Raw genomic sequence first — 23,351 nt, forward strand, 5'->3', positions numbered from 1 at the left:
CGGGTGAGCCGTGCGTTCACCGGTGACCCGCCCTGCTCCGGCGTCGCTCGCGCGCCGGGGCGGGCGACGGCTGCCAGGCGCGCAGGCGCAGGCTGTTGCCCACCACCAGCACGGAGCTGACCGACATGGCGGCCGCCGCCAGCATCGGATTGAGCAGTCCGACCACGGCGAGCGGCACGGTGACGACGTTGTAGCCGAAGGCCCACACCAGGTTGGCCCGGATCGTGCCGAGCGTGCGCCGGGCGAGCAGCACGGCGTCGCCCAGGGCTTCGATGTCCCCGCGCACGAGAGTGAGGTCGGCCGCGCCGATGGCCACGTCCGTACCGCTGCCCATGGCGATGCCCAGATCGGCGCAGGCGAGCGCGGCGGCGTCGTTCACGCCGTCGCCCACGACCGCGACCCGGCCGCCCTCGTCCTGCAAACGCCGTACCAGAGCCGCCTTGTCCTCGGGCGTGCAGCGGGCATGTACCTCGTGGATGCCGAGCGCGTCGGCCACGGCCCGGGCGGGTGCCTCGCGGTCACCGGTGGCGAGCACGGGGCGGATCCCGAGCCTGCGCAGCCGGTCCACGGCCCGGTAACTGCCGGGCCGTACGACGTCGCCGACCGCGATCAGCGCCTCGGCCACCCCGTCCACCCGCACGAGCACCGGAGTGTGCGCGGCGGTCTCCGCCGCGACGAGGGCGTCCGCGAGAGCAGTCGGCAACTCGCCGTCCGGCGCCAGTACTTCCACCGTGCGGCCGTCCACGCGGCCCCGTACTCCCCGCCCCGGCATGGCCTCGAAGTCCCGTACCGGCGCCAGAGGTTCTTCGGCGGACGAGCGCCGGGCCCGTGCGGCGACGGCCCGCCCGAGGGGGTGCTCCGAGCCCTGTTCGACGGCACCGGCCAGACGGAGGACGGCTTCCTGACCGAGACCGCCGGGAGCGGCGGTGATCTGTACGACGGTCATGTGGCCACTGGTCAGCGTGCCCGTCTTGTCCAGGACGACCATGTCGACGTGCTGGAGAGCCTCCAGCGTCTGCGGGCCGCTGACCAGCACGCCGAGCTGGGCCCCGCGGCCGGTGGCGGCCATCAGTGCGGTCGGCGTGGCCAGGCCCAGCGCGCAGGGACAGGCAACGACGAGTACGGCCACGCATGCGGTGATCGCCGCCTGGGGGTCGGCTCCGGCCCCGAGCCAGAAGCCCAGCACCGTGACCGCGACCGTCAGCACCACGGGCACGAAGACCCCGGCCACCGCGTCGGCCAGCCGCTGCGCCCGCGCCTTGCCCGCCTGGGCCTCCGTCACCAGCTCGGTGATGCGGGCCAGCTGGGTGTCGGCTCCGACGGCGGTGGCACGGACGAACAGCAGCCCGCCGGCGTTCACGGCCCCACCGACCAGGGCTGAACCGGGCCCCACCTCGACGGGGTCGCTCTCGCCGGTGACCAGGGAGAGGTCCACGGCGGAACTGCCCTCCACCACCCGGCCGTCGGTGGCGACCCGCTCGCCGGGCCGCACGGCGAAGACCTGCCCCACGCGCAGCTGCTCGATGGGAACGGAACGCTCGCGCTCGCCGTGCTCGTCGCGTACGGACACTTCCTTGGCGGCGAGTCCCGCCAGCGATCGCAGGGCCGCTCCCGTCCCCCGCCTGGCCCGCGCCTCCAGGAACCTCCCGGTCAGCACGAACAGCGGGACACCGACCGCGGCTTCCAGGTACACGTGTGCGGGACCGTCCGCCGCGGACGGCAGCAGACTGAACGGCATCCGCATCCCGGGTTCGCCCGCGCCGCCGAGGAACAGCGCGTACGCCGACCAGGAGAAGGAGGCCACCACACCCAGCGAGACCAGGGTGTCCATGGTGGCCGTGGAGTGACGCAGCCCCCGCACCGCCCGTACATGGAACGGCCAGGCGCTCCACACCGCCACCGGAGCAGCGAGCACGAAGCACAGCCACTGCCAGTTGCGGAACTGCAGGGACGGCACCATCGACAGCACCAGGACAGGGACGGCGAGCAGCGCGGTGACGACGAGACGTTCGCGTTCCTGGCGGGTGGCGGCCTCGGACTCGTCCTCGTCACCGGGTGTCCTGTCCCGCCCCTCCGGCGCGGGAGGCTCGGGGAGCGCGGCCTCGTATCCTGCCTGTTCGACGGCGGTGACGAGGTCCTCCGGAAGGATGTCCGCCGGATGACTGACCCGGGCGAGTCCGGTGGCGAGATTGACGGTCGCCGTCACGCCGTCCAGCTTGGCGAGCTTCTTCTCGACCCGCCGTACACAGGCGGCGCACGTCATGCCGCCGACCGTCAGGTCTGTGACCACGAGCGGCGCCAGCGGTTCGGCTCCCATCACTCACCGCCTCCGTGCATGCCGGGCATGCCACCCGTGTCACCGCCACCCGCGCCACCGCCGCCCCCTCCGGTTCCGGTGCCGTGCATGCCTGGCGCCACGGGTCCGGCGGCCGTTCCCACGGCGTACGACACCGAGAAGACCAGCATCAGCAGCAGCAGAAAGCCGCAGAGCGCGGGCGGGGGCATGAGCTTGCGGATACCCCTGTCCGCACCGCGGGAGGGGTGTCGGGACTCGGCCATGCTCGACCTTCCTGGTCGCGTCGAACCGTCGTACGACCGACGAGCAGTCTCAGCCGTACCGCTCCAGGAGTCGGACGGATCGAAGGCCGAGTTCCGCCATCGAACTATGGCGTGCGCCACATGGCGGACACGCGTGCTACGCGTCCCCACCCGCGGCCGTGTGCGGTTCAGGCATGGAACTGGTTCGCCGGTACGGGAAGCCCGTAGTGTTCGCGCAGGGTCGTGCCCTCGTACTCCTCACGGAACAGCCCCTTGCCGCGCAGCAGCGGGAGCACGTGCTCGACGAATGCCGCGAGGCCCGAGGGCAGGGCGGGCGCCATGATGTTGAATCCGTCCGCTGCGCCACCCTCGAACCAGGTGATGATCGTGTCCGCGATCTGCTCAGGTGTGCCGACGAGCTCGAAGTGACCGCGCCCGCCGCCGAGCCGGGAGATGATCTGCCGCACCGTGAGCCGCTCGCGCACCGCGAGCTCGATGATCAGGTCGGAACGGCTCTGCGATCCCTCCAGTTTCGGCCGCGCCAGAATGAAGTCCGGCAGCGGTTCGTCGAGTGGGAAGACCGACGGCTCGGTCTCGAAGACCGCGGCCAGCTGGCGCAGTCCGTACTCCGGGATCCGCAGGCGGTCGAACCGGTCCGCCAGCGCACGGGCTTCGGCCTCCGTCGACCCGATGTACGGGACGATTCCCGGCAGGACGATCACGCCGTCCGGGTCGCGCCCCGCCGCCTTGGTTCGTGCCTTGATGTCGGCGTAGAAGGCGGCGGCACGCTCGTACGTCGTGTGGGCGGTGAAGATCGCCTCGGCGTGGCGGGCCGCGAAGTCCTTGCCGTCCTCGGAGGAGCCGGCCTGGACGAGCAGCGGGTGGCCCTGCGGAGGGCGTTCGACGTTGAGCGGACCGGCCACCTTGAAGTACCGGCCGCGGTGGCCCAGTCCGTGCAGCCGGTCAGGATCGGCGTAACGCCCCGTGGTCCTGTCGGCGACGACGGCCTCGGACTCCCAGCTGTCCCACAGTGCCTTGGCCACCTTCAGGAACTCGTCGGCCCGGGCGTAGCGTTCGGCGTGGCCGGGGCGGTCGTCGAGGCCGAAGTTGGCCGCTTCGTCGGCTCCTGCGGAGGTGACGATGTTCCAGCCGGCGCGGCCCCCGCTGACGTGGTCGACGGACGCGAGCCGACGGGCCAGGTTGTACGGCTCGTTGTACGTCGACGACACGGTCGCGATGAGGCCGATCCTGCTGGTCGCCTGGGACAGCGCGGTCAGCAGCGTCAGCGGTTCGAGCTGGCCCGGTGGCCGGAACTCGCCGGTTCCGATGAGGGCCGGGCCGTCCGCGAGGAACAGCGAGTCGAACTTGGCGCTCTCGGCGAGCCGGGCCAGCTCGATCCAGTGCTGCAGGTCGAAGTCGGCCCGCGGGTTGCTGTCGGGGAGCCGCCATGCTGCTTCGTGGTGGCCCGCCTCCATGAGGAAGGCGTTGAGGTGGAGTCGCCGCGGTCTGGTGCTCATGTCTTCTCTCCTTTGCGTGTCGAGATGGACGGCGCGGCTCAGCCGAACGTCAGCTTCGAGCTGTCGTAGCCGGCGGGGAGGAGGTTGTCGGTGATCGACGGGACGTCGACCTTCTTGGTGATCTGGCCGGCCTCCAGGAAGGCGTCGGCGAGCTTCTGCTCCGCCGCTATGTCCGGCTTCCCGATCGGGGTCACCCGGGTCTCGAAGGCCTTGAGGGACGCTTCGGCATCGGCCAGCGGGATGCCCTCCTCCTCGGAGAGGGCCTGTGCGTACTTGTCCTCGTGCTTGACCGCGTAGGCGAACTCGCGTGCCAGCCGCTGCAGTACGTCCGTCAGGGCCGCCCGCTTGGTCCTGTCGTCGAGCGACTTCCCACTGGCGACGTAGTAACTGCTCGTCTGGTCGATCGGCGGGAGGCCCTTGGCGAGGATCCGTGCCCCGTTCCTGACCGCGATCGCCGACTGGGGGTTCCAGATCGCCCAGGCGTCCACCTTGCCGGTGTTGAACGCCGTGGCGCCGGCCGCCGGGTCGAGGAAGACCAGGTGCACGTCCTTGGGGCCGAGGCCGACGCTGTTCAGCGCGTTGAGCGTCAGACCGTGCGCCGAGCTGCCCTGCGGCACGGCGATCTTCTTGCCCTTGAGGTCGGCGAGACTCCTCAGCTCCGACCCCTTCGGCACGATGATGTTCTCGTTGGACTGGCTGGGCGTGAGCGAGCGGTTGACGGCCACGATCTTGAAGCCGTACTCCTTCGCGGCGCCGGTGATCGGCGGTACGTCGCCGACGGCGCCCAGGTCGATGTCGCCCGAGGCCGCGGCCTGCACCAGCGGCGGGCCGTAGGTGAAGCGGGCGAACTTCACCTTGTACGGCGCGTCGTCGAACGCCCCGGTGATCTTGGCCAGGGCCTGGCTGCCGTCACCCCCGTTGTCGCCGATGGTGAAGGTGTACTTGCTCCACTCGGGGTGCGTGGAGGCGCTGCCACCGGACTTGCCGAGCGGCGGCGCCGCCTGGGACGACGCACTGCACGCGGCGAGGGCGCCCGTGAGCGCGAGCAGACCGGCGGCGCCGACGAGGCGGGGGGTTCTTCTGTGCATGGTTTTGCTCCGGCTTTCTGTGCAGGGGGAGGACATCAGTGGTGACCGGCGAGACCGAGGTCGTTCAGGAGCGCGGCACGCAGCTCCTCGCGGGCGACGCTCGCCTCGCGGTCGGCTGCCGAGAGCTGGACGAGATGCGCGGCGCCGATGCGCCCGTCGCGCATCACGACGATGCGGTCCGCCAGGGCGATCGCCTCGTCGACGTCGTGGGTGACCAGCAGCATGGCCGCGTGGTGCTTGCTGCGCAACGCGCGTACGAGGTCGTGCATGCGCAGCCGGGTGATGGCGTCGAGGGCCGCGAACGGCTCGTCCAGCAGCACGAGTTCGGGTTCGGAGACCAGGGCCCGCGCGAGCGACACCCGCTGGGCCTCGCCGCCGGAGAGCTCCTTGGGCCACGCCCTCTCGCGTCCCGCGAGTCCGACCTCGGCGAGCACGTCGCGGGCTCGCTGCTCCGCGTCGGGCCCGTACAGGCCGAGTGTGATGTTGCGCAGCACCCGCTGCCAGGGCAGCAGCCGGTCGGCCTGGAAGACGATCGCTCGCTCCGCCGGGACCTCCACCTGCCCGCCGTCGGGCCGGTCAAGGCCGGCGAGCAGTCTCAGGAGGGTGCTCTTGCCGCAGCCGGAGGGGCCCAGCAGGATCACCAGTTCCTCCTCGGCGATGGTGAGGTCCAGATGGTCGAGCACCACCCGGTCACCGAACCGACGGACGACCTGCTCGACGACGACTCCGGTCTGCCGACGGGACTCCGTCACCACTGAGCTGCTCATGACGCCTCATAACCCGGGCGCCACCGCAGCAGCACCCGCTCGAGTACTCGGACGAACTGGTCGGCGAGCAGACCGAGGAGCGAGTAGATCACCAGCCCCACGAAGACCTGGTTGGTCTGCAGGTAGGTCTGCCCTTGCGTGATGAGGAAGCCGAGTCCCTTGTCGGCGTTGACCGTCTCGGCGGCGACGAGGCCCAGCACGCTGTATGCGAGGGAGAACCGGAGTCCGACCAGGAACCCCGGCAGGGCCCCGGGCACCAGCACTCGCGTCACGATGCGCCATGTGCCCGCGCCCGTCGTGCGCGCCATCTCGATCAGGCGCTGGTCGACGCCCCTGATCGCGGCGAACAGATTGAGATACATCGGGACGCCTGCGCCGAACGAGATCAGCAGCACCTTGGTGAGCTCGTCGATGCCGAACCACACGATCATCAGTGGCAGCACCGCCAGCAGCGGGATGGTGTTGAGGACCTGCACCAGGCCGTTGAACAGGTACTCGCCGCTGCGCAGCAGCCCGCCGAGCACTCCGGTGACGATGCCCACCGTCAGACCGATCAGGAGTCCGATGCCGGCCCGTTGCAGCGAGATGGCCACGTCCGGGCCGAGCACGCCCTGCTGCCACAGGTCGGCGGCGGATTTCACGATGGAGGTCGGCGCCGGAGCGTATGTCTTCGCCAGTACGCCGGCTCGGGCGAGAACCTCCCAGGCGACCAGGATCACGACCGGGGTCGTGTAGACCCCGAGCGGCCAGCGGAGGCGCTCGCGGAGTGAACTGAGCGGTGTCCGGCGGCGGGTGTCGCGGGGCAGGAAGACCTCGCGTTCCCGCGTGCTCGGCGACTCGGCGTCGGCGGTCTTGGGGACGGCCGGCACCGTGAGGCGGATCTCGGTCATGCGACCGCCTCCAGGACGCCGGTGTAGTGCGAGGCGTCGCCGACGAGTTGCCGGCTGCGGCGGCCGTCGACCCCGACCGGCACGTCGCCCGCCACGGTCACCCGGTTGAGGCGCCGCGGGTGGTCGTCGTAGTTGTCCACCCCGTAGTGCTGGGTGATCCGGTTGTCGAAGATCAGCAGCTGGCCGGGGGACCAGGTCCAGCGCAGGATGTTCTCCGGACGTGTCATATAGGACTGCAGGATGCGCAGCAGATCGGCCGCGTCGCTGCTCGGCAGGCCGACGATCCGCTGGGCGAAACCGCCGATGAACAGGCCGCGTTCGCCGGTCAGCGGATGCACCCGCACGACCGGGTGCTCCGCCTCGTAGGGCGTCGAGACGAAGACCCGGTCGTACTCCTGGCGCAGCGCCGTCGTGGCCGGAGGACGGGCGTAGTCGTGCTGGTTGGTGTGCACGACGCGCAGCGAGTCCGCGAGAGCGCGGAGCGGTTCGGGCAGGTCGCGGTAGGCCGCGGCGGCGTTGGCGATGAGCGTCTCGCCGCCGTACGGCGGGATCGCGAGGGACCGGAGGGTGGTGACCTGCGGCGGGTTGACCACGAAGGTGACGTCCGTGTGCCACGCGTCGGCCTTGGACGTCTCGCTGTCGACGGCGAGCACGTTCGTCGTGCCATCGGCCGCCGGTATGTTCGGGTGAGCGGTGGTGAGTTCGCCGAACCACGCGGCGACGCGCTCCTGACCGGCGTTGTCGAGGTTCACCTGGTCGAACACGATGGCCTTGTGTTCGTTGAGGGCTTCACGGAGCGCCGTGACCGTCGACGGGTCGCTCGGGGCCGTCAGGTCGACGCCCTCGACGACCGCGCCGATACGGCCGGTCAGCTTGCGGATGGACACAGGCATGCGGAGGTCCTTGTCGGGGAGGCGGGCGCAGCACGGGGTGCTGGAAGACGAGGAGTTGGAGTGCACGGTCGACCGGCGCGGCCGGGACACCGCGGTTCGGGTGGCCGTCGGGTCGCGATGCGGGAGGAGCGGAACGACGGCGTCGAAAGCACCTGATGCAGGTCAGGGCGACCGCTCATCCGGTCGTGGAGAAGAGCCGGAGAAGGGGACGATCAGGAGGCGGGCACAACGGTCCTCAAGGAGACCGTGTGACGACGTGCCGGCTCAGCGACAACAGAACGCGCTGGAGACGTGCGCCAGATCGATGTGGCGCCGCCGAGTGAGGTCCACGCGCGGGTTCATGGGACCGGAGTTCAGCAGAGGTCCGTGGCACTGGTCAAGGACTTCCCGGACGGGTCTTGCATCGCGGACAGGGACAACCGTCGTATGTCCGGAGCCGGGCGGCCGTGTGCCATGGTGAGCGCATGGCCGACCTCGCGCGCCGGGCGGCACCGTCGGGGCACGGACGCCTGCTCGACCTGGCCTGCGGCACCGGCCAGCTCACGTTCCCCCTGCGGAACCGGTTCGCGGACGTGTGGTCCGTGGACGCCGAACCCGGCATGACCGAGGTGGTCCGCGCCAAGGCGGACGTATCCGGCGCGGCCCACATCCGGACGATCACCGTCGGCGCCGAGGATCTCCACGCCGAACCGGGAAGCTTCGAGCTGATCGTCATCGGCAATGCGTTCCACCGGCTCCCCCGCGACCTGGTCGCGCAGCGCGCCCACGGCTGGCTGAAACCCGGCGGCTGTCTCGCGCTGTGCTGGTCGACCGGTCCGTGGACGGGGCCCCGGGACTGGCAGCGGGCGCTCTCCAGCATGCTGCGCAGATGGCAGAACACCCTCGGCGCGGCCGGCCGCGTGCCCGCCGGCTGGGAGCAGGCACGGAAGCAGGCTCCCGACCACGATGTCCTGTCACGTGCCGGGTTCGAACCCGCGGGACGGCACGAGTTCTCCGTCGAGCACCGCTGGACGATCCGTGAGCTCGCCGGGTACATCCGGTCGACATCATTCCTGCCGCCCGCGGTGCTCGCGGAGCACGCCGGCACGTTCGACGCCGACCTCACCGCCGAACTCCGCTCCTGCGCAGCCGACGGCCACCCCTGCGAAACGGTCGGCTACGCCTACGAACTGGTCCGCAAGCCGGCTCCCGGATGACCGCCCTCCGGTCCGGGCGTTCGCTTCGCAGAACCGCCGGATGCCGTACCACCGCGTCGAACAGACAGCCCTGTGTGTGGGGCACCGCGGTGTCCGGCCGGGTGTGGCCGGTCGGGCCGGAAGTGGGCGGTCGGGGCGCACGGAAGGCATGCGGTGGATGTTATGTTCGCGGCCGCGCGGGCCGTACCGGCCGGGGCCCGCGTCCCAGGACGAAGGCAGCAGGAGCATCCGCGTGACCAGCCGAGTTCTTCTCGTCTCCCCCTCCACCAGCGCGTCGTTGCGGCAGGCGCGGTTCGACGACGGCGGCTCGCTCGACGCCGTCGGCGCGGTACGGGCCCGGGCGGCGGCCGGGTCGCTGCCCGCCGCGGAGCGTGTGGCCGTCTCTCCGGGCGCGCGCTGCCGGGAGACGGCCACGGCGCTGGGCCTCGACGGCGTGCCGGTGCCGGAACTGGCGGGGCTCGACGTGGGCCGCTGGCGGGGCCGCACCCTTGAGGAGGTGGGGGCCGCCGAGCCGGAGGCGGTGGGCCATTGGCTCACCGACCCCGGCTGCGCCCCGCATGGTGGTGAGTCCGTGCAGGACCTGTGCGGAAGGGTCGCACGGTGGCTGGCCGACGCGCAGGCCGTGGCGGGCCGTACGGTCGCCGTCGTCGAGCCGGAGGTGGTGCGGGCGGCCGTCGGCGGCGCGCTGGGGTTGCCTGTCACGGTTTTCTGGCGCCTCGATGTGCCGCCGCTGACCGTGACCGAACTCAGCGGCCGGGCCGGGCGCTGGAATCTGCGGCTGGGGCGTCCGCTTGCCGCGCCGGACGCCGATTAGGCGCCGCCGGCCGGTGGTTCAGTCTGCCGAAGCCCGGTGACGGCGCAGCAGCGCCGCTATCGCGCAGCGCAGGCAGGTGCCGTCGTCGCCCGGCTCCATGGCTTCGCGGTCGGGGCATGTCGTCGGCGCCGGATGGGACCGTCCCCGGCAGCCGTCCCCCGAGGCCGCGATCAGCATCTCCAGGTCGTGCAGCAGCTGTTCGGTGCGCTTGGCCTGCTGGGCGAGCACCCGCACCCGGGCGCTCTGGCCGCCGATCTGCCGTCGGCTGGCGACCAGTTGCTCGTATTCCCTCGGGGTGAGGGCGACCGCGTCGCGGCCACCGACGGTGATCCGGCGGGGCTGTGGGGCTCTGGCCACTCGGTTCCTCCGCTCCTCGCCCGGGCATCCGCCTCCGGTCCGCCGCCGGATTCCCTCGCCCTGCCGGTGAACCCGTGCGCCGGTGTCCGGAGAACGCCAGAGGGCCCCCGGATGGTTCCGAAGGGCCCTCTGTTGTCCGGAAGGGGTCAGTGCGCGGCCGGAACCGCTCGCCCGCTCTCGGCCGTCGCCGGCTTGGGGCTCAGCAGCCGCTCGGCCAACTCGCCGAAGAGGAGGCCGAATCCGCCCCACAGAGCGGCCTGGATGCCCAGTGCCGAGAGCCGGAACCGCCACAGCAGGGTGGCCGGGAAGCCCTTGGGGACCTCGTTGACGACAGGCAGGAACTGGTAGGCCAGACCGATCACGACGGCGAACGCGGCCACCGCGACGACCGTCGCCCACCAGGTGCCCAGACGGGGAGCCAGGCGCTTGCCCAGCAGGGTGGCGGCGACCGCCAGCAGGACGCTGAGCAGCATCATCAGGAAGTACAGGGTGGTCCGCCTGCCGATGGTGTCGGGCTCGCCGACCGACGGCGGGTTGGCCGGGTACTTCAGGAACGGCACGACGTACACGGCGAGGAGGGCGCAGCCCGACAGCAGCAGCGCGGTGGCGCGCGGGCTGAAGCGGCCCACGCGGCCCAGGGCGAAGCAGAAGGCGAGCGCGGCGATCCCGCCGAAGGCGACCCCGTACACGAGGACACCGGTGGCGAGGCCGGCGGTGGACTGGAGGGAGCGGGAGACGACTTCCATCTCGTGCTCGTGGGAGTGGGCCTCCTCGAAGCTGATCGCCTTGTCGACGCTCGGCTCACCGAGGACGTACGCCACGACGAGGGCGAGCACGCCGGCCGCGAGGCCGGCGAGCATGCCCCGTACGAGGAGGTTCCGTACGGTTGCGGAATTCATGGGCGGGCGGTGTCCCCTCGCCTCAGTGGCAGGGGAAACCGAGCAGGTGCCGGGCGTCGTGCACCCACTCGTGGACGTCCGTGCCGTTGAGCACCGAGGTGGCGCCCTGCTCGGCGCCGACGAAGTAGAGCAGGATCAGCATGAGGATGCCGAAGAAGACCGCCCAGGGGGCAATCGCCTTCAGCGGCAGCTTGGCGGGTACGACGGGGGTGGTGGCTGTCGGCTGGGCGACGGTCTGCGCCATGGCAGAACCTCCTCTGGGAGTTCGCGTCCCATCTCGGTGGTGCACAGGACGACGGCCACGGGTCTGACTCACGGGACGCCTCGGGGGCGTCTCGCATACAGTGGCGCGACCGTGCCGGATTCCCACCGGCTTCCGTCTCGCCGTCGTCGATATCGGACAGACCGTACCGCGTGCCGCGCGCACGGCCAAGACCGCCTGCCCCCGCCGTGATCTTCCTCTCCCAGCAGGCGGGACAGGACGAGGCCGGTGGGGCGGCAGCGCAGGCAGGGCCCACATCAACGGCGCCCGGGGGCAGTTGCGCACGGCCGTGTCGGTGGCGCGCACCGGACGGTGGCGACCTGCGCCGGCTCGGTGCCGTACCGGACCCCTGGGTCAACGGGGATCCGCACGGCGCCGTGGCGGCGTGAAGGCGTACAGGTCGAGGATGTCCGGCTGGGGAGCGACGCCCGGGCCACCCGCCCGTACCCACGTCACGATGTCCTCGGTCGCATCCGGGTCGTTGACAAGTCCCAGCCAGACCGGCCGCGCACCGGCGGCCCGGCCCGCGGTGGACGGCTGTACGACGATGACGTTGGCCTGGTCGCACACGTCGAGGCAGTCGGAGATGCGCACCGGCACCTCCGCCCGCAGCCGTGCGGTCTGCGCCTGGTGATCAACCCCCGTCACCTTGGGGCTGCCGCAGCAGCAGTCCCGGCACACGACGACCCGGCACGGCGCCGCAGCGCTCCCCGTCCCCGCTCCGCCGGACGCCTCTTCCGCCGGCCTCTCGGGCACGCCCATGTCACTCCCCTCCCGGGGAGATCCGCCCCGGTGTGCGTCGAGGAGGCGACCGCGTGAGTCTCTGGCTCCCGGGTCGTCGCCCGCCCGGCCTGCCCGCCCCGGGCGGAGCGGAGGCCTGCCGGAACTCGCTCACCGGTCACAGTGGCGGGACCGCGCCGGATTCACACCGGCTTCCTCGGACCGCCGTCGCCCTATGTCGCAGGTCATCATGCCATCACCGGTGGGAGCGCCGCGTGTACCATCACCGCTCCCGCCCTCCGACGGCGGCCGGAGCGACGACCGGGCCGGGGGGTGTCGTTCGGATCATCCCGGCGTCGCGGGCCCTGGCGCGGCACGCTGCCCGCGGGGCGCCGGCCGACCCGGTGGGCCGTGCGGCGTATGTGGGGGATCAGGGCCGGGACTTCGGCGCGGTAGGCGTCGTAGGCGGCGCCGAACCGCCGGGCCATCGGGCGGTCCTCGACCCGGACCCGGCGCAGCAGCCCGGGTATCGCGGCCACCAGGAACGCCACCCGGACACCGAAGCCGCAGGCCGGCACGGAACCGGTGACCAAGCCGAGCAGGCCGGTGCAGATGGGGTGGCGGACCAGCCGGTACGGCCCGTCCGTGCGCAGCTCGTGGTGCTCCCGGACCGTCGGCACACTGGCCCACATCGTCCCCAGCACCCGGCGGGACCACAGCAGCAGGGCGGTCGAGGCGACGGCGGGCAGGACACCCAGGAGGGCCGGCTCGGGCCGCCAGTACTGCAGATGGCGCCAGAACCCTTCGAAGCGCCCGACCGGGATGAAGAACGCGGAGACGCCCGCCGCCGGCAGCAGCCGGCGCGGCAGCGTGCGGCGCAGTCCCCGCAGCCAGCCGCGCAGTCCCAACCGGCTCCGCACGCCGAAGTGGACAGCGCCCACGACCCAGGCCGCGACGAAGATCAGGACGCAGAGGTCGACGGTCAGGACGAGTGCCGAGTGAAGAGAACCCATGCCTCAAGACTGCTCCGCGTACCCAGCCGATCACCACCACCCACGGGTCGATGGAGAGGCCCCCGCCTATCCCCACCGCTCCCCACCGTTCTCCGTCCACGGATGCAGAACGCGGCGGCAAGGCCCGTACCGGACACGGCAGTTCGGGCGTGTCCCGGGTGTGGCGCTGCTAGCCTGCGCGCAGGTGCTCGGGCGGGACAGGGGAGGAGCTGAACGCCGTGGTCCATGCGTTCGCCGTGTACCGGGACGCCATGCGCGAGGCGTGGGGTGACTGGTGGCTGGCCTGGCCCCTGCTGCAGAAGGTCGGCGTGGGGGACGTCCTGCACGACTCGCGCGGGTCCGTCCGCGCGGCCGGGACGCTGGCCGACCGCAGGATCGCCTTCGACGCGACGGCGCCCGAGGCCCGCGGTGCCTTCCTGCACGACGCCGGCGGCGGGATCGACGTCCGCTTCAAGGCGTCCGGCGCCACGGACCCGCTCTTCACGGCCCTCGTCGACGCGGACGCCGGGGTGCTGCTGCGGTTCGCCCGGCAGCGGGCCGCGCTGGTGGCGTACCGGGGCCTGGCCGGGAGCGGTCTGACGGACACCCCTGCCCTGGCCCGGGCGCTCGTCCGCCGCTACTGGGAGGGCCGCTGGGAGGCCGGTCTGCTCGCCGTGACCGAGGTGGTGCGGGCCGATGCGGCCGCCGTGCTGGTGGCCGCCGAGGCGGGCGCCTCGGCCGAGCTGCGCCTGGCCACGTCCGTCGGCGCCGGGCCGCTGCAGCTGCTCGACCTGGCGGGCTCGGCGCGGCTCGCCGGCAGCAGGCACCTGGGCTTCCAGTGGATCGGCGAAGCCCTCACGCCGCTCTTCCGGGTCGTACGGCTGCGCGGCACCTGGCTCGGCGGGGTGCGCGAGGAGTACGGACCCGTGCAGCCGGGGCGCGGCCTCGACGCCGAGCCCGTACCGCCCCTGCTGCTGGAGCAGGCCGCCGACGACCCGGCAGCCGTGCTCGAAACGCCGCCGCAGCTCGTCGGTGAGACGGAGACCGAGACAGAGCCCGGGACCGGGACCGCACCCGAGCCGGCCCAGGACGCGTCCTGACCGGGCCGGCCCCGCTGTCCGTCCGGCGCGCCGCCGCACGGCTGCACGCCGTCGCCGGGCTGGAGGAGGAGCTGCGTCAGTGGCAGGGCGCGAGCCGCGCCGGCGGTCCGCTGGAGAAGCATCACAGCCAGCTGGAGGCGGTGCTCGCGCTGCTCGGCGTGGGAGTGGCCGACGTACGGGCGCGGCTCGCCGACGGACGCGCGGACGACGTGCCCGGCCGGGTCCTGGACCTGCACCATGTGTGGGACTACTACCGCACCCGGTTCCTGCTGCGCCGCGTCCGTGACTACCGCCGTGTCCTGGACGTCGCCGACGAGTTGGCCTGGGAGTGCTACGGGCCGGTCCTCGGCCTCGCCGGAGCTCGCGCCAAGGAGCCCCCGCTGGTCGGCTTCAGCCGGACGGCCTCGCCGCGCGCCCACCGCCGGGGCAGCGCCTACCACGATCTGCTGCCCCGCGGTGGCATCCACACCCGCGAGGGCCGCGAGGCCGCCGCACGGCTGCCGTTCCCCGTCATCGACGTGCCCTGGTCCTTCGGCTCCCATCTGCCCGCCCTGCTGACGGTGGCGCACGAGGCCGCGCACCACATCGACGACGACCGGGGCCTCGGCGACGAGATCCGCCGGCGGATCACGGCGGCCGGTCTGGCCCCGGAGCGTGCCGTCCCCTGGGAGCGGTGGTCGGGCGAGGCGTTCGCCGATGTGTGCGCCGCCGTGCTGTGCGGGCCCGCCTACGCCGCCGTACTCGCCGAACTGCTCGACGCCGGGGACGACACGGACGAGCCGGACGAGCGGGACTTCGACGGAGCGCATCCGCCGCCCGGGGCCCGGCTGCGGCTGGTCCGTGCCGCCGCCCGGCTGGCCGGACACCCGGGCGCGCCGGACGACACCGAAGACCGCGCCTGCGACGGCGACGAGGCCCATGTCGTGGCCGGCGCGCTTCTGCGGGGCGGCTGGTCCGGGCTGGACGGGCTGTCGCTCACCGATCTGCTCGGGGCCGGAGGCCCGCCCGGCCGGGCGGACGTACCCGAGGGGGCGCGGCGGCTGCTGGCGGGCGGCCCGTCCCGGTGCTCCTCGGCGGCCGGGGTGCTGGCGGCGGCCGCCCTCGCCTTCCAGCGCGACCCGGCCGCGTACGACCGGCAGGCCGTCGGCGAGCGGGCCGTGACCGAGGTGCTGCGCCTGCGGGCCGCCGGTACACGGGCGGCACGTGCCGCGGACCCGTCGGCCGTCGAACGCCGCCGCGTGCACACCGAGGCGGGCCGTGCGGTGCTGGCCGCGCTGGCTGCCCGGCCGGATCCGAGCCGAGCGGATTTCTGGTGAGCGCCTGCCGCAGCCGGCCGAGAAGGCGACGTCCTGGGACCCGCCCGGATCCGAACCTGCCGGCTCCGGATCCAAGTCTCCTGGTTCGCCGGAGAGTTGACCGGCCCGGAGCTACCCTGGCTGAGGCGCACCGACCGGACGGGGGACGGCACATGGGCATGCAGTGGACGCCGGCGGTCCTCCACCGGCAGCGGCACGGACGGGTGCAGTGCGTGCTGTGTCCCTTCCGCTGTTCGCTGAAGGACGGCGAGACGGGTCTGTGCGGGGTGCGCCGCCGGTCCGGGGACCGACTGGAGACCGCGACCTTCGCGTCGTCGGTGCGGCACTGGGACACCGTCGAGCGCAAGCCGCTGTTCCACTACCGGCCGGGCACACCCTGTCTGACCCTGGCCGCGCCCGGCTGCACCTTCGCGTGCGACTACTGCATCAACCACCGTATGTCCCAGTACGGCCGGGAGGACTCCGTCCGCTGGGACGCCGAGCCGGTGGACCCGGCCGAGGTGACCGGCGAGGCCGCACAGCGCTCGGGGTGCGTCGCGATCTCCTACACCGAGCCCTCGCTGGCCATCGAACTCACCGCCGCGCTCGCCGAGTCGGGCCGTCCGCTGGGAGTGGACGTGGTCTGGAAGAGCAACGGCTTCCTCACCGCCGAGGCCGTCGACCTCGCGGCGAGCCATGTCGCCGCCGTGAACGTCGACGTGAAGACCCTCGACGAACGCGACCATCGTGAACTGACCGGCGCCCGGCCCGGTCCCGTGCTCGACGCGCTCGCCGGGCTGCGGGAACGCGGTGTCTGGGTGGAGGTGTCGACCCCGCTGATCCCCGGCCTCACCGCCGGCCCCGGCACCCTGCGCCCGATCGCCCGGGCACTGGCCGCGCTGGATCCCGCGATCCCCTGGCATCTGGTCCGGGCCACGCCCGCCCACCGCCGCACCGGCCACGCGCCCACGCCGGTGGCCGACCTGGAGGCCGGGGTGCGGATCGGGCACGAGGAGGGGTTGCGGCATGTGTACGTCGAGCGGGCCCTGGGCGCCGATGGGCGGGCCACCCGGTGCCCGCGGTGCCGTACCACCGTGGTGGCACGGGACATCTGGGCGCTGGGCGAGAACGTGCTCGTGGACGGCAGGTGCCCGCGGTGCGGCACCGAAGTGGAAGGACGATGGTGACACCATGGCCGAATACCGGATGGTCGAGCACATCCCCGACCTGATCCAGCCCGAGGAGTACGAGCAGCATCCCGAAGGGCGTCTGGTGCGGATCAGCATCCGCGTCGACGGCGGGGGCGTCCAGGTGCTCGGTGACGCCTTCCGGCCCGAGGTGCTGGAGCAACTGCTGCAGACGCTGGGACCGGACGCGATCGAGCAGATGCTCTGCGGCTGACCGCACGGCACCCCGGGCGTGCCGGAACCCGTCTCACTCGTCCGACAGCAGCGCCGTCAGTGCCGCCCGCAGCTCCTCCGGTGACGGTTCCGGCGGCAGTACCTGGCGGTGCCGGGCCGGCTCCCGCCAGGGGATGTGCGGGTAGTGCACGCGCAGTTCGCGCAGTCCCGGTCGCGGTGCGGGCCGCAGGTAGGGGTGCGACAGCAGCACCATCCGGGGCGGCCCGGACATGTCGGCGGTGAGCCGGGCGGCCACCACCTCGGCCTCCCGGAACGCCGTGGGCGCGTCACCCGCCGCCAGCGGGCCTGCGGCCCACACATGGACCAGGTCCTCCGGGCCCTGCAGGATCCGCGACCGCCACGGTTCGCCGAGCGGCACCAGGGCACAGGGCCGCCCCAGCCTGAGCACGGTGGCGGCCATCAGATGAGCCGCGAGCCGCAGCACGGATCCGACCTTGCCGTGGGTGGCGGGTGTGTCGTCCAGCACCAGCACCAGGCCGTGCGGATCACGCGGCAGCCGGCCGCTGCTGGTGCGGTACAGCAGCTCGTCGCGGGCGTGCCGGGCCCTGAGCAGCTCGGTGGGCAGGGCGAGCTGGGTGGGCAGCAGCCGGTTGGCGGGGCCGTGCCGGGCCAGCCCGGAACGGCCGGTGCCGCCCGCGCCGCCCATGGCGAGTCCGGTGTCACCGTCGAGCAGCCTCAGGCCCAGCAGGGCACGCTGTGCGGGTCCGGGCGGGGTGAGGGAGAGCGGCAGCCGGCGCATCCGGGCCGGCAGGGTGGGGTCGGCGGCCACCGCCTCGGGGCCGAGGATGCGCAGCAGCGCGATCAGCCGGTCGTCCACCGTGCCCAGCGCCGCGGTCAGTTCGGTCAGCGTGGGCGCGGATCTGCGGGCGGGGATGGAGGAACCGGTCAGCGCCCGGCCCAGGGCCTGGGCGAGATCGGCCGGGGTGACCTCGGGCGGGGCCAGGTACGCCGGGTCGGCGGGCAGGTCCGCGACCAGCAGCAGCGCCAGTCCGGCCAACGCGGGCCCCGGCCAGCCGAGTTCGCGCAGCGCGTGCAGACCGCGGTGGTCGGCCAGGGTGCGCAGCCGGGGTGGGCAGGTGCCGTGCAGCAGCGCCAGCACGTCCGCGAGCAGGTCCAGCGGTACCCCGAACCCGTGGACGGCCGCGAGCACGGCGAGCCGTACCAGTTCCTCCTGGCCGTTGGGCGGGACCGGGGCGGCGGCGGTGCGCGGGCCGCCGGTGAACAGCTCCCACAGCACGGCGGCACCCGAGTTGTAGGTGGCCGCGAGCTGGTCGCCGACCGGGGACCAGCGCAGCGTCCACAGATGCCCGCCGACCCCGTCCGGCGGCACGAGGACCCGGATCCGGCGCGCCTCCTGCGCGTCCCAGACCTCGGCCACGGAGTCCTGGTCGGCGGACGCGAACGCCAGCAGCCGGGAGTCGGCGCACCAGGACAGCGCCGGGGCCCAGTCCCGGCCGCCGGCCTCGCCGAACGTCTGCCGCCGCTGCCAGGTGCCGGTGTCCCAGACCACGACCGGGCCGCCGGCGCTGCCCGGCGCGGCGGCCAGCCGGCTGCCGTCCGGGGACCAGGCCACGTGGCACACCATGGACTGGGGGTCGGGCCAGTCCAGTACCCGCACGCGGCGGCACCGGCCGGTGGAGGCGGCGCTCCAGACGATCACCCGGCCGCGGGTGCCGGCCGCGAGCAGCCGGCCGTCCGGGGACCAGGCGGGCCGGCGCACCCCGTCCGCCACGGGCAGCCGTTGCGGTCCGCCGCCGTCCTGGGCGAGGTCGTGCACCAGCAACTGCCGGGGGGTGGCGCCGGGTTCGGGTGCCGCCCAGCGCAGTGGTCGCACCGGATCGGCGGTGACCGCCTGTCCGCCCGCGCGTTCGGCGAGCACCCCGCCGTCGCTCGGGTCCACCAGCCGGTTGACGCCCTGCTCGTAATGGGATGCCAGCACCAGGACCGGGCGGTCGCCGGCCAGGCAGGCGGCGTCGTACCAGCCGTGCGGGAAGCTGCGCACCGGTGCCTCGCCGTGCGGGCGGGTCGCGTCGGCGGCGTGTTCGAGGATGCGGCCCGGCCCGGACTCGCACCAGTGCCGGGCACCGTCGGGCGACCACACGAGGGCCGGGGCGACACAGCCCAGCCCGGCCGCCGACAGGCGCAGCGCGCGCAGCACGCCCGGTGGCCGTTCCCCGGTGCGGGTGTGGACCTTGCCGACGGTGACCCCCATCGCGTTGGCCCAGCGGCGCAGCGCGGCCGGGTCGCGGCGCCGGTGCGGGCGCGGCACCGCGCCGGACGGCTCCCACACCGCGATGGTGTCCGCGTCGAGCCGGGCGGCGAACAGTCCGCTCGCCGACAGGCTCAGGTCGCCGGGGCCGGTGACCCGGCCGGGCAGCTGCCCGAGGAGGTCGAGGCGCGGGCCGAGGACGCGCAGCCCGTCCAGCTCGGAACCGGCGATCAGCAGGGATCCGTCGTGGCTGAAGGTCAGCGCGTTCATGCGGTACGGCACGAACTCGCGGTGCAGTTCCCGGCCGGAGCCCGGATCCAGGAGCCGTAGCCCCGCGTAGTCCTCGACGGCGATCGCCCGTCCTTCCGGGGAGCACGCCACGCGGCGCAGGCCCTCGAAGAGCCCGCCGAGCGTGCCCGTCATGGTGCCGCCGTGCGGTTCCCACAGCTGCGCGGACGTCGCCGTGGCCACGCACAGGGTGTCCTGCCGGCCCGGGATCCAGCTCACCTCCACGACCGGGTCGACCCCGCGCAGCCGGGTCACGGTGCCTTCGGCGCGGTACAGCAGCAGGACGTCGCCGGTGCGCAGGCCCGCCGCGAGCAGCCGGGCGTCGGGGGACAGGGCCAGGGCGGTGATCTCGCCCTCGGTGTGGAGCTGCGCGGGCAGTTCCACGGGCTCTCCCGTGTCGGCGTCGAGGAGGACCAGCCGGCCCGCGCCGAGCAGGAACAGCCGGTCGCCGTCGGGGGTCCACACCGCCGCGTCGGTGCGGGGGTGCGGGTCCGCGCCGAGCGGTGGACCGGGCCAGGGCAGCCGCCACACGGCGCGGCCCTCGTCGTCGTAGCGCACCACCGTGCCGTCGTGCACCACGACCAGTCCGGTGCCGTCCGGCGACAGGCACAGGCAGCGGGCGTCGGCCGCGGGCACGGTGAGGATGTGCTGGGCGCTCCAGGCGCCGGCCGGGGGTGTGCTCACAGGCCCTCGCCCAGCTCGGCCGCGGCCCGCTCGTACATCTGGGCGGCGCGCTGGAAGTGGCCGGCCTGTTCCAGCAGTTCGGCGGCCTTGCGGTACTCGCCGCGCAGCCAGTGCTCCGTGGCGGCCTGGTTCAGCCGCCGGCGTTCGGCCTCCGGGGTGTGCGCCGCGGCCGGTGCGGCGGGCTCCGGTTCGGGCATCGCTCCGGCCAGCCGTTCCAGCAGCTGCCGCGCGGGCTCGGACAGTCCGGCGGCGAAGGCGGGCGGCGCGGGCATCCACAGCTGCCAGGCGGGCCGTACGTCGGCCAGGCGCAGCCGCCAGGCGCCGTCGCGGCACAGCACCGTGATGACGTCCGGGCCGAGGCCGAGGACCTCGTCGCGTGCGGTGTCCGGCAGCGGCGGGTTGAGGACGCAGCCGCTCTCCAGGTACAGGGCACCGGGACCGGCCTGGTGGACGGGTACGCCGAAGGGCAGGGCCTGGCAGAGTCCGGGCGGCTCGGTCACCAGGTGGCGGCCGGGTCCGAAGGCGACGACGGCGGTCTCGTGCAGCGGCCGGGTGCGCAGGAAGCGGCGCAGCGCGTCGAGTTCGCCGTCCGCGACCAGCACGGCGTCGACCCGGTGCGGGGCCCGTGCGCTGGCCACCAGGCGGACGGGCAGCGGCGGCCCGAGTGCGGGCACGGGCACCGGGGTGCGCACGGGTGGGGTGGCGGCCGGCACCGGGCGTGCGTCGAGGAGTTCACCCGCGGCGGCCTCGCCCAGCGGCCGCCACTGCCAGGGCGGTCCGGACACGGCGCGTTCCACGACGAGGTGCCCTGCGGGCGGCACCTCCTCCAGCAGCGCGGCGTCGTCCAGCGGAAGCCGCAGCCGCACGTCGACCAGCAGCCGGCAGTCCGGGTCCGCCGCCCGGCAGGCGACGGTTCCCGGCAGCCTGCCGCAGGCCTCGACCAGTCCGGCGGGTACGGCCCCGGCCGCGGCGCTCAGCCGCAGCAGCAGCCAGCCCGCGTCCCGGCCGTCCGGTCCGAGCCGCTCGACGGGTGTGAAGGTGGTCGCCACGCCCGTGGCCAGGCAGCGGCGCAGCAGCCAGCGGCCCAGCGCGCCCGGTGCGAGGACGGCGACCTCCCTCAGGCCGGGTGGCGGGCCGGCCACCGGGCTGTGGGCGGCGAGTTCGGCGAGGGACACCGGCTCCCATGCGGCGACGGCGGACAGCTCGCCGATGGCCCGCGGGACGCGTGCGGCCGGCCGGTCGGGCCACAGCAGGCCGTCGGCATCGGCTTCGCAGACCACACCGCCGTACCCGGCCGCCAGGGGCAGGCCCGGCTGGTGTCCGGGGGTGAGCAGCGCCCACACGGACGGGTCGTAGGGCGATCTGCGCAGCCCGGGTGGGCCCAGTTCCGCCGTCGCCGCGACGTGGCCGAGGGCGGCGCGGGGGGACGGGAAGCGGACCACGGCCGACCAGCCGGCCGGCTCGCCCCGCTCTCCCGGCTCGGCGGCCGGGGGTTCACCGGGCGGCGCGGGCGGTGTGTCCTGGCCGTGCGGGGGCTTGGGGATCACGGTGATGGGCCGTGAGCGGTCGGCCGGCGCGGGCGGCGCGGGCTGCTGTGCGGGAAACAAGGGGAACGGCCGTTTCTTGCGCCGCCAAAGAGTACTCATGGATCCCCCGATGTATGGATCTGCCGATGCTGGCCCTAGTCCCGTGCCGGGCCCGGCGGCGCGGGTCCGGTGGGCACGCCCGTGGTGTCGCCGAGGGTGCGGGCGGCCCACTGCTGCCAGCGGTCGGCGCAGCCGCCGACGCCGGCCCGGTAGGAGGCCGCGAAGACCAGGGCGCCGAGGTCCGGGCGGCGGATGTGGTCCGCCGCGGTGACCGCCCACGCCTCGGTCTTGGCCCGCTCCCGGGCCGGGGTCAGCGAGCCGATGCGCTCCGGCACGCCCGCCAGGGTGCGCAGCAGGGCCTCGCGCTCGCCGTAGGCCCGGGCCGCGGCCAGCTGCCGGCCCAGCCGGCGCCGCAGCCGCTCGCCCGCCGTCCGCGGCTGCGCGACGGCGAACAGGTGCTCGGCGGTGGCGTACGACCGGGTGAGGGTGACCAGGGTCCAGCCGGCGCTCAGCAGGTCGCCGCCCTGCTCGAAGCACTCGGCCGCCGCCTCGAACCGGCGCGCGGACAGCAGGCATTCGGCGGCCCGGCCCGGCCGGCGGGCGCGCCGCCAGAGGTCGGCGGCGCGCTCCGGGTCGCCGGCCTGCTCCCACAGTTCGGCCGCCTTGAGCGGATGGCCGGCCGCTTCGTGGCAGCGGGCGGCCTCGGCGTAGTCGCCCGCCTGCTCGTAGCAGCGGGCGGCGGACGCCAGGAGGTCGGGCGATCCGGTCATTCGTGGGCGCGCCTCGGTTCGCGGTGCTGTTCTCCGTCGGCGGGATCGGTCTGCGCGGGCAGCTGCAGGGGCTGCGGCTCGCGTTCCTGGTCGCGTACCTCTTCCGCCACGGGCCTGCGGTCCAGCACCCGGCCGATCGCGCAGGCGATCTCCTCGTGGGTGGCGTCATGGTCCTCGGTCCGGGTGGTACGGCCGATGTCGTCCACCTGGAACAGCTCGACCTCGCCGGTCTCGGCGTTGTACCGGAACTCGACCCTGACCCGCATCGCTCAGGCCTCCATCTCGAACTGGATGTTGAGCGTGCCGTCCGTCTCGTCGACCTGGATGTCCTGCACGCCGCGCTCGCGCGCGTACGCCACGATGGCGTCGCGGTAGGCCACGGCCAGCACCTCGTGCACGGGGCGCAGAAAGCCGGTGCGGGTGTCGCGCAGCCGGGTCTCGGCGTCCCGTTCGAGTTCCCCGCGGCGCCGCTCCGCCTCGGCGGCGGCCCGGCGTTCGGCCTCCGCACGGGCCTCGGCGTCGATCTCGTCGCGCTGTCCGGCCAGCCTGCGCTGCCCGGCGAGCCGCTCCCGTTCCTCCTGGCGGGCGGCCTGCTCCGCGGCCTCGCGATCGGCGCGTTCCTGGGCCTGGGCGCGGGCCGTGCGTTCGGCCAGCGACTTGCTCAGGCCCGCCCAGCTGTCGTCGAAGTAGCGCTCGGTGTGCTCGGCGGTGGCGTTCACGTCCACCGTGCCCTGCAGGGTGCGGGTCACCTCGGCCTCGGCGGTCACGATGTCGCTGAGCCGGGCGGTCATCTCGATCTCTCCGGTGTCGAGGTGGTAGACGACCGTGCCGCCGTCCATCTCCAGCCGGTAGGTGCCGTCCTGCCAGGTCCACCGTGTGTCGGCGCCGAGCGCGTCCTCGAAGGCCCGGCGCGCCGGGGCGCCGAGCAGGCTCCCGAACTCCTCCCGGAGCGTGGCCTCGCCGGCCACCTCGGCGCTGGCCCGGCCCGTACGGCGCAGCTCCTCCTGCCATATGCGGGTGAGCCGGCTGGAGGCCCGGACGCGGACCCGTCGGGGATTGCACATG

The 23,351-nt window shown here is 73.8% G+C and carries 23 protein-coding genes and 2 riboswitches; of the genes, 6 read left to right on the top strand and 17 right to left on the bottom strand.

Annotated features, from left to right (window positions below; genetic code table 11):
• Positions 1 to 16: 16 nt before the first annotated feature.
• The 7 genes from ACZ41I_RS36270 to ACZ41I_RS36300 all read right to left on the bottom strand — a co-directional run bounded on the left by ACZ41I_RS36270 (position 17) and on the right by ACZ41I_RS36300 (position 7,693).
• Complete coding sequence (locus ACZ41I_RS36270; protein ID WP_468516133.1) at positions 17 to 2,317, bottom strand: heavy metal translocating P-type ATPase; 2,301 nt, start codon at positions 2,315 to 2,317, stop codon at positions 17 to 19.
• Positions 2,317 to 2,559 (bottom strand): hypothetical protein, encoded by a 243-nt coding sequence (locus ACZ41I_RS36275; RefSeq protein WP_468516134.1) that lies wholly within the window; start codon positions 2,557 to 2,559, stop codon positions 2,317 to 2,319. The genes ACZ41I_RS36270 and ACZ41I_RS36275 overlap by 1 nt, the downstream gene beginning before the upstream one ends.
• 167 nt (positions 2,560 to 2,726) lie before the next feature.
• The gene (locus tag ACZ41I_RS36280) at positions 2,727 to 4,055 is read right to left on the bottom strand and encodes an LLM class flavin-dependent oxidoreductase (RefSeq protein ID WP_468516135.1); all 1,329 of its coding nucleotides are present in this window, start codon (positions 4,053 to 4,055) and stop codon (positions 2,727 to 2,729) included.
• Positions 4,056 to 4,093: 38 nt separating this feature from the next.
• The gene (locus ACZ41I_RS36285) at positions 4,094 to 5,143 is read right to left on the bottom strand and encodes an aliphatic sulfonate ABC transporter substrate-binding protein (RefSeq protein WP_468516136.1); all 1,050 of its coding nucleotides are present in this window, start codon (positions 5,141 to 5,143) and stop codon (positions 4,094 to 4,096) included.
• A gap of 35 nt (positions 5,144 to 5,178) precedes the next feature.
• On the bottom strand, positions 5,179 to 5,910 hold the full coding sequence (locus ACZ41I_RS36290) for an ABC transporter ATP-binding protein (protein ID WP_363218696.1): 732 nt from the start codon (positions 5,908 to 5,910) through the stop codon (positions 5,179 to 5,181).
• Entirely contained in the window at positions 5,907 to 6,800 is an 894-nt protein-coding gene (locus ACZ41I_RS36295; protein WP_468516137.1) for an ABC transporter permease, read from the bottom strand. Before ACZ41I_RS36295 ends, ACZ41I_RS36290 begins: the two co-directional genes overlap by 4 nt.
• Positions 6,797 to 7,693 (bottom strand): TauD/TfdA dioxygenase family protein, encoded by an 897-nt coding sequence (locus ACZ41I_RS36300; RefSeq protein ID WP_468516138.1) that lies wholly within the window; start codon positions 7,691 to 7,693, stop codon positions 6,797 to 6,799. The genes ACZ41I_RS36295 and ACZ41I_RS36300 overlap by 4 nt, the downstream gene beginning before the upstream one ends.
• Before the next feature lie 464 nt (positions 7,694 to 8,157).
• Here ACZ41I_RS36300 and ACZ41I_RS36305 point away from each other — a divergent pair, with 464 nt between their 5' ends.
• Entirely contained in the window at positions 8,158 to 8,889 is a 732-nt protein-coding gene (locus tag ACZ41I_RS36305) for a class I SAM-dependent methyltransferase (protein ID WP_468516139.1), read from the top strand.
• 232 nt (positions 8,890 to 9,121) lie between these two features.
• A complete protein-coding gene (locus ACZ41I_RS36310) occupies positions 9,122 to 9,703 on the top strand; it encodes a histidine phosphatase family protein (RefSeq protein ID WP_468516140.1) in 582 nt (193 codons plus the stop codon).
• An 18-nt stretch (positions 9,704 to 9,721) separates the two neighbouring features.
• Here the strand turns inward: ACZ41I_RS36310 and ACZ41I_RS36315 are convergent, their stop codons facing one another.
• The 5 genes from ACZ41I_RS36315 to ACZ41I_RS36335 form a co-directional block, all read right to left on the bottom strand.
• Positions 9,722 to 10,060 (bottom strand): hypothetical protein, encoded by a 339-nt coding sequence (locus tag ACZ41I_RS36315; RefSeq protein ID WP_363218701.1) that lies wholly within the window; start codon positions 10,058 to 10,060, stop codon positions 9,722 to 9,724.
• Positions 10,061 to 10,206: 146 nt separating this feature from the next.
• On the bottom strand, positions 10,207 to 10,959 hold the full coding sequence (locus ACZ41I_RS36320) for a CbtA family protein (protein WP_468516141.1): 753 nt from the start codon (positions 10,957 to 10,959) through the stop codon (positions 10,207 to 10,209).
• A 22-nt stretch (positions 10,960 to 10,981) separates the two neighbouring features.
• Positions 10,982 to 11,203 carry a CbtB domain-containing protein gene (locus tag ACZ41I_RS36325; RefSeq protein WP_363218703.1) on the bottom strand — a complete coding sequence of 74 codons (222 nt, stop codon included), beginning with the start codon at positions 11,201 to 11,203 and terminating at the stop codon, positions 10,982 to 10,984.
• A gap of 36 nt (positions 11,204 to 11,239) precedes the next feature.
• Positions 11,240 to 11,381, bottom strand: a riboswitch (cobalamin riboswitch).
• A 194-nt stretch (positions 11,382 to 11,575) separates the two neighbouring features.
• Positions 11,576 to 11,977 (bottom strand): hypothetical protein, encoded by a 402-nt coding sequence (locus ACZ41I_RS36330; protein WP_399765296.1) that lies wholly within the window; start codon positions 11,975 to 11,977, stop codon positions 11,576 to 11,578.
• A 62-nt stretch (positions 11,978 to 12,039) separates the two neighbouring features.
• A riboswitch (cobalamin riboswitch) is annotated at positions 12,040 to 12,159 on the bottom strand.
• A gap of 30 nt (positions 12,160 to 12,189) precedes the next feature.
• The gene (locus ACZ41I_RS36335; RefSeq protein ID WP_468516142.1) at positions 12,190 to 12,954 is read right to left on the bottom strand and encodes a methyltransferase family protein; all 765 of its coding nucleotides are present in this window, start codon (positions 12,952 to 12,954) and stop codon (positions 12,190 to 12,192) included.
• Between the two features lie 218 nt (positions 12,955 to 13,172).
• On the opposite strand from ACZ41I_RS36335, the gene ACZ41I_RS36340 reads away from it, so the two are divergent.
• The 4 genes from ACZ41I_RS36340 (at position 13,173) to ACZ41I_RS36355 (ending at position 16,729) form a co-directional block, all read left to right on the top strand.
• Positions 13,173 to 14,033, top strand: coding sequence for a hypothetical protein (locus ACZ41I_RS36340; protein ID WP_399765302.1), 861 nt, complete (start codon positions 13,173 to 13,175; stop codon positions 14,031 to 14,033).
• Between the two features lie 140 nt (positions 14,034 to 14,173).
• Positions 14,174 to 15,349: a hypothetical protein gene (locus ACZ41I_RS36345; protein ID WP_468516143.1), complete on the top strand. Its 1,176-nt coding sequence runs from the start codon at positions 14,174 to 14,176 to the stop codon at positions 15,347 to 15,349.
• Between the two features lie 152 nt (positions 15,350 to 15,501).
• Complete coding sequence (locus ACZ41I_RS36350; protein WP_468516144.1) at positions 15,502 to 16,515, top strand: radical SAM protein; 1,014 nt, start codon at positions 15,502 to 15,504, stop codon at positions 16,513 to 16,515.
• A gap of 4 nt (positions 16,516 to 16,519) precedes the next feature.
• A complete protein-coding gene (locus ACZ41I_RS36355) occupies positions 16,520 to 16,729 on the top strand; it encodes a radical SAM-modified peptide, FtsH ternary system-associated (RefSeq protein ID WP_351240601.1) in 210 nt (69 codons plus the stop codon).
• Positions 16,730 to 16,762: 33 nt separating this feature from the next.
• Here ACZ41I_RS36355 and ACZ41I_RS36360 read toward each other — a convergent pair whose 3' ends face one another.
• Genes ACZ41I_RS36360 through ACZ41I_RS36380 form a run of 5 tightly spaced genes read right to left on the bottom strand, consistent with a single transcriptional unit; the run spans position 16,763 to position 23,350 of the window.
• A complete protein-coding gene (locus tag ACZ41I_RS36360) occupies positions 16,763 to 19,930 on the bottom strand; it encodes a hypothetical protein (protein WP_468516145.1) in 3,168 nt (1,055 codons plus the stop codon).
• Positions 19,927 to 21,576: a hypothetical protein gene (locus ACZ41I_RS36365; RefSeq protein WP_468516146.1), complete on the bottom strand. Its 1,650-nt coding sequence runs from the start codon at positions 21,574 to 21,576 to the stop codon at positions 19,927 to 19,929. The genes ACZ41I_RS36360 and ACZ41I_RS36365 overlap by 4 nt, the downstream gene beginning before the upstream one ends.
• 35 nt (positions 21,577 to 21,611) lie before the next feature.
• Positions 21,612 to 22,286, bottom strand: a complete 675-nt coding sequence (locus ACZ41I_RS36370; RefSeq protein WP_399765319.1) for a hypothetical protein — start codon at positions 22,284 to 22,286, stop codon at positions 21,612 to 21,614.
• Positions 22,283 to 22,552: a hypothetical protein gene (locus ACZ41I_RS36375; protein ID WP_363216551.1), complete on the bottom strand. Its 270-nt coding sequence runs from the start codon at positions 22,550 to 22,552 to the stop codon at positions 22,283 to 22,285. The genes ACZ41I_RS36370 and ACZ41I_RS36375 overlap by 4 nt, the downstream gene beginning before the upstream one ends.
• A 3-nt stretch (positions 22,553 to 22,555) precedes the next feature.
• On the bottom strand, positions 22,556 to 23,350 hold the full coding sequence (locus ACZ41I_RS36380) for a hypothetical protein (RefSeq protein WP_363216550.1): 795 nt from the start codon (positions 23,348 to 23,350) through the stop codon (positions 22,556 to 22,558).
• Position 23,351: the final 1 nt, after the last annotated feature.

The sequence above is a fragment of the Streptomyces sp. NPDC030799 genome (assembly GCF_055572255.1).